The following is an 11,875-nucleotide window of genomic DNA, read 5'->3' as shown; positions in this document are numbered from 1 at the left end:
ACTAGCTAATGGGACGCGGGCCCATCTGATAGCGGATTACTCCTTTGATCATTCTAAGATGCCTTAAAATGATGTTATGCGGTATTAATCTCCCTTTCGGGAGGCTATCCCCCTCTATCAGGCAGGTTGCCCACGTGTTACTCACCCGTCCGCCGCTAGAAAAGTTCCGAAGAACTTTTCTCGCTCGACTTGCATGTGTTAAGCACGCCGCCAGCGTTCGTCCTGAGCCAGGATCAAACTCTCAATTTGAAAGCTTAATCTAACTCAAAAGATTACGTTGACTTAAGTTTATTTCTAAATCTTACTTCATTTCCTCTGTTTAATTTTCAAAGACCATTTTGTTTGTTTTATCTCTGCTCTCTCGCAGCGACAAGTTCTATCTTATCATACCACTTTCGAGCTGTCAACATTTTTTTGAACATTATTTTTTTGCTCATTTTTTGTTGAATGTTGTTGTTCCAACTGGAACGAGTTTTATCTTAACATCTAAAATAACCACCCTTTTTTCTATTTTACCCTGTATCTATGATATATATTCTATATCCTTCATTTTTCTCATTATTTCTTTTAAATATTCCTATTGATACGCTAGGATATGTTTGTATTATATATTAAGTAATATTATCCATTTTAGGCTTCTAATCTCATATGTTTTAGATATATTCAAGCAAAAAAATCGTTAAAGCCATTATGCGCAGTCGATTTTTTTCTTGGATCTGCCTTTTCAAACGCATATGCGGAAAATCTGGCAGGCGACTAATTCTATCTTTTATTCTTTAATTGAACTTAAAACCCTAAAATGAATCCTTAGATTATAATTGATACTTATAATTTTATCCATAACCTAAAAATATTATAAATTCCTAAAGAGTAAAAAAGCTTAACACTCATGCTAGAATGTTAAGCTTCAATATCTTTTAATTTATCTTTTATTAGACCAATAATATATCGTCTATCTTCCTGAATATTCTCAAAATCTAGTTTATCTACATTTATTTTAAGTAAGGGTGATATAGTATAGGAGCTAAAATACTCTTCGTACTCACGATTTAAAGTTTCCCAATATTCTCGTTCCACCACTTGCTCATAACTTCTTCCTCTGCTTCTTATCCTGTTTATAGCCTCATCCACAGATATTTGCAAATAAATCATAAGCTTAGGAGGTTTCACATGTTCTAAGAGATTTCCTAATAGGTTACAATATATATCGAATTCTTCTATACTCATATCCCCTACTTCCTTAAGTAGTTTAGGGAATATTGCATCTCCATAAATACTTCTATCCATTATTGCGTTTTCTATTTTCCCTGCTTCTTTTATAAACTTAAATCTATTATTTAAAAAATATACCTGTAATGCAAAAGCATATCTCTTTCTATCATAGTAAAACTTCTCTAATATAGGATTCTCCAAAACTGGTTCCTTAAATAGTACATATCCTTCATCTTCTAGAAGCATCATTAATGTACTTTTTCCTACTCCTACTACTCCATCAATAACAATCATATTCCAATTATCATTCCTATCTATATTGCTAAGCAATTTTTCGTAAAGCTTCATAGCTTCCTCCTTATAGGATTTTAATTATGTCAACTAATTATTCCTAATATTAATTTCTACTAATAGTACTCTTCAGTAGAATTATTTATTATATAAAAAGTTTTATGATCTTTCCATTCTCCATTAATATATAGATATTTTTCGTTTATTCCAAGTTCCTTAAATCCACATCCTAATAAAACTCTCTGTGATTTAATATTATCAACCATAGCTGAAGCTTCAATTCTATGCAATCCTAAGTCTTCAAAAGAATACTCTATAACAAGCCTTACAGCTTCTTTCATATAACCATTTCCTTGTTCTCTTTCATCCATAGAATATCCTATAATAGCGCTTTTAAATACCCCGTATACTATATTAGAAACTCTTATCTTTCCAATCAACTTATTGTTTTTGAATATTCCTAAATCTACACCCGTTCCATCTAATAGTTGCCTATATCCTTCAACTAAAATATTATATTGTGTTTCATAACTATAAAAACTAGAATCACGCTTCGGTTCAAAGGCTTGCAGATATCTTTCATTTCTAATAAAATAGTCAAGCATATCTTGAGCATTTTCTGGAGTTAAACTTCTTACCTCAATGTTTTCCCCAACCAGTGAAACTAAAGGTGCTTTCCTCCCCTTAATCCTATATTCAAAGAAATTAATTCCGAATAATAGTTCACCTCTATGCCCTCCATTTATTATCAGATTATCCTCTAGTATTCCTTGCAGTTCAAGCCCTACATTTAAAAATGGTCCTAATGGAGTGTCTTCACTAACTAAAAGATTTAATTTATAAAACCTCTCAACTTCAAATATTTTTTGAAGTAATTCATCTAAAGCATTCTTTAATAAAGCTCTTTTTTCATTTTTATAAAACTTAAACCTTAGGTAACAAACCTTATTTTCACTATCAGCATTAAGAATTATAATCTTTCCTATATTTAGTTCTAAAGGATCCTTAATTAAATATTCATTGCTACCTTTTCTTAAAGCTTCAATAGTTATTTTAGCCTTGCTTACCATAAAGATCATCTCCTAGGGGTGTTTTAATATACTTTTAGTATTCTTATTTATATATAACATGCTTATTACAGATAAAGCTCCACATATAGGTATAATAAAAATAGCATTATCTGGATTTATTTTATCATTTATATATCCTGTTATCCAGTTAAATATCATAGCCATAAAATTAGATGCTGTAACTACTAATCCTGTGATGTATGCAGTTCTTTGTGTAAAAACTTTGCTAACAGTAAGAACAATGGTTGGAAAAGTAATTGCAAAGAACATACCTGCGAAAGAAACTATCAATATTCCTTTTCCTCCAATTATTAATCCCAAAACATATAATATAACCCCAATAGTTAAAGAAGTAATCAATACTTTAAAGTATCCTAACTTATGTACTACAAAACCACCTAGTAATCTTCCTATTGTTAGTGTTCCAAAAAATAGAGATAGATAAAGTGCTGCATTTTCTTGTGTAAATCCTTTTGCTTTTATTAAATAATTTACGAACCAGTTGCCCGTTCCTTGTTCTGCAAATACGTAGAATCCCAACGCCAACATATAAGCAAGAATAAGTTTATTAGTTATAACATCTTTAAAACTTAACTTATCTTCGCCATGTGCTATCTTTGGTTTTGGAATCTTAACAAAAACAAAAGCAATTAAGATAATTCCGTATGTTATAGCTATATACAGAAATATACTTCTCCACTGAATCCCTTTAGATAACAGAAATCCAAATAGACTTTGTCCTAAAGTTGATCCAAATCCATAGAAAAAATGCATTAAATTCATTATTATTGTTTGTGCTGTTATTACTATAATAGGAAGAATAGTATTACTTGCTATACTAATCAAGGCTAGTCCTGCGCTACTTAATCCCATTCCAAATAGAAGGATAATAAAACTTTGTGCTTTAGATAACGTAATTAAAGAAATAATTAATAAGATAATTCCTATAATAAAAACATTTTTTTGTCCAAATTTTTGACAGAGTGCACCACCTAAAAAAGTTAAAACCATATATGCTCCTGATGTTATTATAAGCATATTTCCTATTTGGGTATCTCCAACAGAAAATTGTTCTTTAAATGTTGGTATAAAGATTCCTTTTGTATTTTCAACAAACGCAGCTAAAATCATTAGAATAAACATAAAAACCAAAGCTGTCCAATTATTTTTCCCCTTATCCAATGTCTCATCTCCTAAAACGAATTTATTAATTCAGAAACTAATTATATCATAAATTATATTGTGAAATGTCATTTATAAAAAAATTGTCAAGGCGATTATGAGCCGTCGATTTTTTTCTCGCATCTGCCTTTCCAAACGCATGTGAGGAAAACTTGGCAGGCGACTAATTCAATTTTTTTATTCTTTAGGGGAGTCTAGTAAATTCTTAGATTCTAATTCAAACTTATAGTGTTATCGAAAACCTTAAAATATTATAAAATCCTAAAGAATAAAAATATCTATTGATATTATGTAAGGTTAATTCTAATATTATTGGTAGATGTTTTAGAGTTTTAAGATAAAATTCATAATTAAAACTCTTTAGAAAGGTTAGTGATTTTATGAATAAGCAAAACATAGGCAAAATAAAACTATTTTTAATAGGACTAGAAAGTAGATTTAGTGATAATGCCTCTATCTTTAAAGGAATTTATGTTTCTTACAAAGCAGGCCTTAAAACCTTTAAAGGAGTAGGCGATTACTTAGATGGCAATTTATCATATAATTTTAATGGAGAAACAAAAGTCTATCCTATAAATTCTCTATTTGAAAGAATTTGTTCTGATAGTGAAAGATACGATGAAGTTTCAATATTATATAAAGAACGAGGAACTGATATATTAATAACAGCTGATAATAAGAATGTTAAAATGCAGAACAAAGAAGTTAAGGAAGAGGATGAATTAGTTACTGCTAAAAATAACACCTCAACACCTCACCTAAATGAAACTTCAACTCTTCTAAACAGAGATTACTATATAAAAGTTGGAAAAGCAGATGCTCTTTTAAAAGAAATTGGAATAATGAGCAAAGAAGGAAAAGTCATAAATAATAAAATTAGAAAATATAATCAAATAGACCGTTATGTAGAATTACTAGAGGGAGCCCTTGATTCCATTCCAAGAAATGAAGCCATAACTATCTTAGATTGTGGTTGTGGTAAATCTTATCTTACTTTTGTACTAAATTATTACTTAACTGAAGTTAAGAAAAGAAAATGTCATTTTATTGGTTTAGATATATCTGAAGGTGTAATTAATTCCTCTAAAAAAATGGCATCTAACTTAGGATATAGAAACATGGAATTCCATGCAATAGATATAAAAAATTATGTTCCCAAAAGAAAAATACATGTAGTTATTTCTCTTCACGCATGTGATACAGCTACAGATATGGCTTTAGCTTTAGGTATTAAAGTAGATGCTGATTGTATTATTGCAGTTCCTTGCTGCCACAGAGAAATGCTTTCACAATATAGTTATGAGCCTTTTAATGGGATCATAAAACACGGCATTCTAAAAGCTAGAATGGCAGATGTGCTTACAGATGGTATGAGAAGTATGCTTCTTGAAGCTAAAGGTTATAATGTTTCTGTAGTTGAATATATTTCACCATTAGAAACTCCAAAAAACCTAATGATTAGAGCAATAAAAACCTCCGATGAAAGATATGAGCTTATGGATGAATACATAAGCTTAATGGGTGCATTAAATGTTTATCCAGCTCTATATCAATTTATAAATGAGGGCTGGTTATCTAATTAATAAATTTCATTTACCCTAGAGTTACTTTTTTGTGGAATGCTGTTCTCAGCGGAGGAAACAAAATTTATAGTAACTCTTTAAATGAAGTTTATTATAGGACATCATTAATATGTCTAAACTTCATTTAATATTGGGGGTATTGAAGAATTATGAGGAAGTTAAAAAGAAAAGTGTTTTCTATGTCTATACTTGCTATTTTGTTTGTTTCTTTAGGTTTTTACGCCTCTTATAGAATATTTATAAAACCGCAAAATCAACAGTCAAAACAATTAAAACCCTTAGATTCATCAAATACTACCAAGTTTATTTCTCAAGAGAGTATTGTTGACAAAATACATGAAACTCAAAAAATTATTCCATTAGAAACGGATCTAGAAGAACGCATTTTAATAGATGATAGTTGGGGAGACTGGGAAGTTTTTAAAAAGGTAAAAGGTATGGTTTTTTATGGCAAAGGAAGCTATTCTATAGATTTTGCTTCTATAGACAAAAATAATATTGTAATAAATAATTCATCAAATATCATTAATATTACATTACCCAAACCTCAAATTGAAGACATTGCACTATACGAAGATAAAACACTTTATGAAACCACAACAAATGGTTTACTTAGATTTGGTGAGATTAAGCTTTCTCCTGAAGAAAATTCGACCATTTGCAAGGAGGTTAAAGATAAGATGAAAGAAAAAATGCTTCAAGATGATTTATATTCAATGGCAGAAAGTAAATCTCAAGAAGCTGTAAAAAATATTTTATCTCCATTACTTCCTAATAGCAAAACAGAAATTGTTATAAATTATCAATAAAAAAAGAGCCTTAAGGCTCTTTTTAAAATTCGATTATTTTAAAGTCCAGTTAAATCTCTAACCACTTGAGACGCTATAATCATTCCTGCAACTGGTGGAACAAAGCTTATGCTTCCAGGTATTTGACGTCTAATAGTACATTTTTTAGTTCCCCCTGTACATACACAACCTGTTTTGCAAGTTACAACATCCTCATCTTTAGGTTTCATAGGTATTTCTTCAGAATATACAACCTTAAGAGATTTTACCCCTCTTTTTCTTAACTCATATCTCATAACCTTAGCTAAAGGACATATTTTTGTTTTGTATATATCTGTTACCTTGAATTGGGTTGGGTCAAGCTTGTTTCCTGTCCCCATTGAACTCATTATTCTTATATTATTATTTTCGCAATAAACTGCTAAAGCAATTTTAGCCGATACAGTATCTATAGCGTCAACTACATAATCCGTATCTTCTGAAATAAAATCAGAAAGATTTTCTGGAGTTACAAAGGTTTCATGGGTAATAACATTACATTGTCTATTTATTGATAATACCCTTTCCTTCATAACTTCAACCTTTGACTTACTTATTGTGCTATAAGTTGCATGTACCTGTCTATTTAAATTAGTTAAACAAATTGTATCATCATCGATTAGAACTAAAGTCCCTACTCCAGATCTTGCAAGTGCCTCTACAGTAAAGCTTCCAACTCCACCTATACCAAAAACCACAACTTTTGAATTTTTTAATTTATCTAAACCATCTTTTCCTATTAAAAGCTCTGTTCTAGATAATGAATGCTGTAACATATTACATTCTCTCCTTTGTATAAAGCATTTTAAAATTATTAATCATTTCGTCTTATTTAATATGTAATAATTTTTATCTCTTCGTTAAATATAAATATTCTTATATCATTTTAGATTATATCCTTGAATAAAACAATAGGGTTTTATTTTCAATTTTAGAATATAGTTTTTTGTAGGAAACTTAATTTATTCTTACATAAATAAATTATTGGTTGAACTTAAAATCCTATAAGTTTCTATGGGAAAAAGTTAATTAACATAATAAAACATTTTTGATGCATTCTAGTTATGTGTTAATGTATAATGTTTTAAGGAATTAATATTTTAGGAGGATTCAATATGATAATTGGAATAATAGCTGCAATGTCAGAAGAATTAGCACTGCTTTTAGAAGATATGGATGTTACTTCAAAAGAGTATAAAGCTAAGATGACATTCCACAAAGGAAATCTATGGGGAAAAGAAGTAATAGCTGTAGTTTGTGGAGTTGGTAAAGTTAATGCTGCTGTATGTGCTCAGATATTAGCAAGTGAATATAAAGTTGATAAAGTTATTAATGTAGGTGTAGCAGGAGGAATTGGAAAAGATATTTATCCTGGAGATGTAGTTATCGCCAACAACCTTGTAGAACATGATATGGATACTACTGCATTTGGAGATCCTCATGGCCAAATACCAAGATTAGATACTTTTGATTTTAAATGTGATGAAGAACTTGTTTCTTTAGCAGAAGATGCTTGCAATGAGACATCTGACATAAAAAGTTTTAAAGGTAGAATAGTAACAGGTGATCAATTCGTAGCTAGCATTGATAAAATTCAATGGTTATCAAGTGAGTTTGAAGCTTTTGCTTGCGAAATGGAAGGTGGAAGTATTGCTCATACATGTTACTTAAATAACATACCATTTGTAGTAATTCGTTCAATCTCTGATAATGCTAATAATGGTGCTCATATGGATTTTGAAAAGTTCACACCAATAGGAGTAAGAAATTCTACAACTATTTTAGAAAAAATGCTAAAGAAAATGTAATTAATAATTAAAAGCCAAAGGATATGTTATTTTCTTTGGCTTTTATACTATATCTTATTTAATTATAACGCCTAAAAGTCTTGCTAACTCAACTGCTTGAATTGGTGATACTATAGCATCCTTTAGTTCTCTTCCAGTTAAAGCAATTTCTGAAATATCACTATCTCTAAAATCAACTTTTTTAAGGAGAGTATTGGTAAACTCAGAACTTGCTAAATTACACTCTTTAAATGCAACGCTATTAAAATTACATTCTAAAAATATTGCTCCTTGCATATTACATTCTTTAAAGTTTATATCCTTCATTTTAGAATATCCAAAATTTGAATACCGTCCTAAAGACTCTTGAAATAATATATTTTGAAGATTTCCGCCGCTAAAATTAGTGCCTATAAGCTTACAATCTTTAAATTCTACTCTGTGAATGCTTCCATCCGAAAAATCTACATTAGATAAATCACAATTTTCAAATACTACATCTAATAGATCTACATTCCTCAAAGAACACTCATTAAATATTACATTTACAAACTTACAACCATTTATCTCAACTTTTTCTTCATTTATATAATCCAAATTAATATTTTCAATTATAGTGTCTGAAATATAATTTTCATTTATTATTAAACTTTCAATATCATCATTTCTATTTAGTTCAGCTTCTAATTTAGGCTTTAATATTTTCTTAAGTTCACCCATATAATCTCCATTCCCCTCTTAATTTATTTCAACTTAATAATACACTATATAAAGTAAACTTTCTAACATAAAATATATTAGTTTTTGCATAAAAAATGGCCTATTAAATCTTTAATAAGCCTTATATAGGGTTTTATAGGAAACTTAAATTATTAGTTGAACTTAAAACTCTGTAATTTATTTGAATTTATCAGGAAATTGCTTTATTATGCCTTTCGAAATAATATCTGCAAACATCAACATATGATTCTGCCCTTTATCATAAGAAATTATATCTAAGTTCCAGTCCTTATTTAATCTAGCTAAAACTTGATCTGTGACAAACCCCAAATGTTTATATAACATGTCTTTTATAAAATTTTCATCCCAGTTTGGATTAGCTTTGCTCATAAAACTTGAAATTTTATCAGCATTTTCGTACCATAGTTTATTATATTTTTCTAAATCATCTTTTTTTCCGTTCTTAGCAGCTTCTAATACCTGCCCTGCTAAACTAATATGTTCTTTTAAAAGCTCTGATAAAGTATTTCCTGCCTTCTCCCCATAATAGGATTTTATAGAATTCCCTATATCATCCTGATTCTTAAGTAACCTTTGTAATACTATTTCCTTATCATCTAAATTTGCCAATGCACTAACTATATAGCTTCTAGTCCACTGAACATGTTCTTCCCATAGCTTTCTTTGAACTTCTTGGGTTATGCATCCCTTTTCACTATAAGAATTTTCTATTTTCTTATCTACTCCATATACTTTTAATGGAGCTATTACCTGAATCAAAAATAATACTAATAGAATCTTCGAGAAAAATTTTTTCATTATGTTTATCCTCCTTATTTTTAAGACTACCTTTTATTCCTCAAAAATAGTTTTCATAACTTCTAAGCAAAATATGTATTACTCTATAACATCCAAAACTTTAGGGTCTTTATTCTTTAAATCTATATATACTTCACCCTTCGAATCCATAGTTGCTAAAAATACTTCTCCAGGTGATTTAATAGACTTTTTTTCTAATTCTTTTAATAGCCAGTCTTTATCTCTATTCATAAGTTTTAAATGATCCTCAATTATTTTACCGTCAATAATTATATCTGCTACTATCCCTTCATAGGATGCCTGAATATTCAAATCTTTTCGTGTTACCATCTGCTCATGAGGTTTAAGTAGGACACTAACTTGCCCACTTGTTTCAAGTATTGCATACTCAACTGCAGATATATTAAATGCCCCTTTTAATCTACACTCCTCTAATACATCATTTATTGTAAACTTGCTCTTTTTAAGATTCTTCTCAATAAATTTGCCATCTTGTATAAGAATCGTTGGCGAATCACCTAGTATTTTTCTGAGCTTTATTCCTTTTAATGATATGTATCCTATTGCTATGGGTATAACTGAATATACAACAATTCCTATGAGCCCATGAATATAACTAATATCTTCATTAATTGTAAATTCTCCAGCAATAGATCCTATAGATATTCCTGCAATATAATCAAAAAATGATAGTTGTGAAATTTGTTTTTTACCCATAAGTCTAGTAAAAATAAATAACATTACTATAGATACAATACTTCGTATAATAATGTCCGCATCAGATAATAATTCTTTAACATCCATAAGAATCACACTCTCACTAATCATAATCACTACACATATAAATTCCCCTTAACAGGAAATATTATTACTGCTTATTGTTGGAACATGATTTTTATCTAAAACTATCATAATAGTATATAGATTTTAATAAAGGTGACCTATGAAAATATCGTTTAGTTATCCAATAAAAATACTTATAGCTTTTCTTAATCCTACATTAGATAAAACTGTTAATCTATTTAGAAAAGATTCCACCTACTCAAATAATGCTGAGAATATAGTAAATAGCCTCTCAAGCACAACCTCATTTCTTATTTGGGTAGATACTAAAAATTTTAAAGCAAATATTTTTCAAGGTGCTAAAGACAATTGGAAGCTCTTAAATAGTTACAGTTGTTCTATTGGTAAACCTTCAACCCCTACTCCTAAAGGTACTTTTAAAGTTGGCATTAAAGGCCTATCTTTCGGAGAAGAGAAAGGGTATAAATGTAGATACTACACTCAAATAGTTGGAAATTACTTATTTCACTCAATAATCTATAATATCAATGGAACTATACGTGACGGAAGATTAGGTAAACGTATTTCTGATGGTTGTGTAAGACTTGCTCTCTTAAATGCTAAATGGATTTATGATAATGTTCCAAAAGGTACAACTATATATATTTCCTAAATAAAAATAGTACTAGTAGTTATATAAACTAATAGTACTATTTTTAAGTTCAAATTCATTAACTAAATTGCTGGCTTATGCTCAACAGATTCTTCTTTTTTGATATCTTCACTCAATCTAGGTAGTATAATCTCTATTGCTTTTGTTGGGCATTTTTCTGTACAAACTGCATTTGTACATTCATTTATACATATTTCTGAATTAACAATCGCTAGATTATTTTCAACTTTTATAGCCCCATGAGTACAACTTCTACTACAAATACCACAACCTAAACAAGAAACAGTACAAAGCTTTCGTGCTACTGCTCCCTTTTCTAAAGAATTGCAGTTTACCATAACAATAGAGTCCTTAGGAATCATTTCGATTACCTTTTTAGGACAGGATTCTTGGCACTTCTTACAACCTGTACATATTTCTCTATCCACAACAGGTATCCCATTATCCCCCATAGTCATAGCTCCAAAGGGGCAATTTTTTACGCAAGTACCAAAACCCAGACATCCATATTGACATCCTTTTGGTCCTCCAAGTAGCAAACTTGCTGCCATGCAATCGTCAATTCCTTCATAGTTATAATTTAAGACAGTCTTATCCTTTGAACCTAAACACCTTACATGAGCTACCATTGGTTCAATCTCTTCTGCAACTTTTCCTGTAAGTTCTCCTACCTTTTTAGCTACTTCTATCTTTCCAGGCACACATAAATTTGCTGGAACATTAGGATCTAAAACTACAGCTTCAGCATAAGCTTTACACCCTGCATATCCACAGCTTCCGCATTGTCCTTTTGGTAATATTTCATCAACCATTTCAATTAGTGGATTAACTTCCACTGCAAATTTTTTATTGGCTATAGCTAGTATTAATCCAAAAATAATCCCTACCACAGCCATAACAACTATAACGGCAATTGCTGTACTCAACA

General features: G+C 29.8%; 12 protein-coding genes and 1 rRNA gene. 4 read left to right on the top strand and 9 right to left on the bottom strand.

Annotated elements, in window-relative coordinates:
• The 4 genes from L1S47_RS10520 to L1S47_RS10505 form a co-directional block, all read right to left on the bottom strand.
• Window positions 1–249 (bottom strand): 16S ribosomal RNA (locus L1S47_RS10520); the annotation flags it as partial.
• 651 nt (window positions 250–900) lie between these two features.
• On the bottom strand, window positions 901–1,560 hold the full coding sequence (locus L1S47_RS10515; protein ID WP_238883525.1) for a deoxynucleoside kinase: 660 nt from the start codon (window positions 1,558–1,560) through the stop codon (window positions 901–903).
• A 59-nt stretch (window positions 1,561–1,619) separates the two neighbouring features.
• Complete coding sequence (locus L1S47_RS10510) at window positions 1,620–2,573, bottom strand: GNAT family N-acetyltransferase (RefSeq protein WP_238883524.1); 954 nt, start codon at window positions 2,571–2,573, stop codon at window positions 1,620–1,622.
• Window positions 2,574–2,585: 12 nt separating this feature from the next.
• Complete coding sequence (locus tag L1S47_RS10505; RefSeq protein WP_238883523.1) at window positions 2,586–3,755, bottom strand: sugar MFS transporter; 1,170 nt, start codon at window positions 3,753–3,755, stop codon at window positions 2,586–2,588.
• A gap of 380 nt (window positions 3,756–4,135) precedes the next feature.
• Here L1S47_RS10505 and L1S47_RS10500 point away from each other — a divergent pair, with 380 nt between their 5' ends.
• Window positions 4,136–5,338 (top strand): SAM-dependent methyltransferase, encoded by a 1,203-nt coding sequence (locus tag L1S47_RS10500; RefSeq protein ID WP_238883522.1) that lies wholly within the window; start codon window positions 4,136–4,138, stop codon window positions 5,336–5,338.
• A gap of 149 nt (window positions 5,339–5,487) precedes the next feature.
• The gene (locus L1S47_RS10495) at window positions 5,488–6,147 is read left to right on the top strand and encodes a DUF4230 domain-containing protein (RefSeq protein ID WP_238883521.1); all 660 of its coding nucleotides are present in this window, start codon (window positions 5,488–5,490) and stop codon (window positions 6,145–6,147) included.
• Window positions 6,148–6,185: 38 nt separating this feature from the next.
• Here L1S47_RS10495 and L1S47_RS10490 read toward each other — a convergent pair whose 3' ends face one another.
• Window positions 6,186–6,941, bottom strand: coding sequence for a ThiF family adenylyltransferase (locus L1S47_RS10490; RefSeq protein WP_202769254.1), 756 nt, complete (start codon window positions 6,939–6,941; stop codon window positions 6,186–6,188).
• A gap of 339 nt (window positions 6,942–7,280) precedes the next feature.
• On the opposite strand from L1S47_RS10490, the gene L1S47_RS10485 reads away from it, so the two are divergent.
• Window positions 7,281–7,973, top strand: a complete 693-nt coding sequence (locus tag L1S47_RS10485) for a 5'-methylthioadenosine/adenosylhomocysteine nucleosidase (protein WP_238883520.1) — start codon at window positions 7,281–7,283, stop codon at window positions 7,971–7,973.
• Between the two features lie 54 nt (window positions 7,974–8,027).
• Here L1S47_RS10485 and L1S47_RS10480 read toward each other — a convergent pair whose 3' ends face one another.
• From L1S47_RS10480 to L1S47_RS10470, 3 genes are all read right to left on the bottom strand, one after another.
• The gene (locus tag L1S47_RS10480; protein ID WP_202769252.1) at window positions 8,028–8,672 is read right to left on the bottom strand and encodes a pentapeptide repeat-containing protein; all 645 of its coding nucleotides are present in this window, start codon (window positions 8,670–8,672) and stop codon (window positions 8,028–8,030) included.
• 177 nt (window positions 8,673–8,849) lie between these two features.
• Window positions 8,850–9,491 (bottom strand): glycosyltransferase, encoded by a 642-nt coding sequence (locus L1S47_RS10475; RefSeq protein ID WP_238883519.1) that lies wholly within the window; start codon window positions 9,489–9,491, stop codon window positions 8,850–8,852.
• 78 nt (window positions 9,492–9,569) lie between these two features.
• A complete protein-coding gene (locus tag L1S47_RS10470; RefSeq protein ID WP_238883518.1) occupies window positions 9,570–10,319 on the bottom strand; it encodes a DUF421 domain-containing protein in 750 nt (249 codons plus the stop codon).
• A gap of 115 nt (window positions 10,320–10,434) precedes the next feature.
• Between L1S47_RS10470 and L1S47_RS10465 the strand changes: the two genes are divergently transcribed.
• A complete protein-coding gene (locus tag L1S47_RS10465) occupies window positions 10,435–10,947 on the top strand; it encodes a L,D-transpeptidase (RefSeq protein WP_238883517.1) in 513 nt (170 codons plus the stop codon).
• Between the two features lie 62 nt (window positions 10,948–11,009).
• On the opposite strand, the gene rnfB is transcribed toward L1S47_RS10465, so the two are convergent.
• On the bottom strand, window positions 11,010–11,873 hold the full coding sequence (gene rnfB, locus L1S47_RS10460) for an RnfABCDGE type electron transport complex subunit B (RefSeq protein WP_238883527.1): 864 nt from the start codon (window positions 11,871–11,873) through the stop codon (window positions 11,010–11,012).
• Window positions 11,874–11,875 lie beyond the last annotated feature (2 nt).

Source organism: Clostridium sp. YIM B02551 (genome assembly GCF_022324735.1).
Taxonomy (GTDB): Bacteria; Bacillota; Clostridia; order Clostridiales; family Clostridiaceae; genus Clostridium_T; species Clostridium_T paridis.
This window is presented reverse-complemented; position numbering and strand designations above follow the sequence as displayed.

Bases quoted from the DNA above. Each gene is read 5' to 3' on its own strand.
- L1S47_RS10475 (WP_238883519.1), bottom strand. From the start codon at position 9,491: ATGAAAAAATTTTTCTCGAAGATTCTATTAGTATTATTTTTGATTCAG.
- L1S47_RS10515 (WP_238883525.1), bottom strand. From the start codon at position 1,560: ATGAAGCTTTACGAAAAATTGCTTAGCAATATAGATAGGAATGATAAT.
- L1S47_RS10495 (WP_238883521.1), top strand. From the start codon at position 5,488: ATGAGGAAGTTAAAAAGAAAAGTGTTTTCTATGTCTATACTTGCTATT.
- L1S47_RS10485 (WP_238883520.1), top strand. From the start codon at position 7,281: ATGATAATTGGAATAATAGCTGCAATGTCAGAAGAATTAGCACTGCTT.
- L1S47_RS10470 (WP_238883518.1), bottom strand. From the start codon at position 10,319: ATGATTAGTGAGAGTGTGATTCTTATGGATGTTAAAGAATTATTATCT.
- L1S47_RS10510 (WP_238883524.1), bottom strand. From the start codon at position 2,573: ATGGTAAGCAAGGCTAAAATAACTATTGAAGCTTTAAGAAAAGGTAGC.
- L1S47_RS10480 (WP_202769252.1), bottom strand. From the start codon at position 8,672: ATGGGTGAACTTAAGAAAATATTAAAGCCTAAATTAGAAGCTGAACTA.
- L1S47_RS10465 (WP_238883517.1), top strand. From the start codon at position 10,435: ATGAAAATATCGTTTAGTTATCCAATAAAAATACTTATAGCTTTTCTT.
- L1S47_RS10490 (WP_202769254.1), bottom strand. From the start codon at position 6,941: ATGTTACAGCATTCATTATCTAGAACAGAGCTTTTAATAGGAAAAGAT.
- L1S47_RS10500 (WP_238883522.1), top strand. From the start codon at position 4,136: ATGAATAAGCAAAACATAGGCAAAATAAAACTATTTTTAATAGGACTA.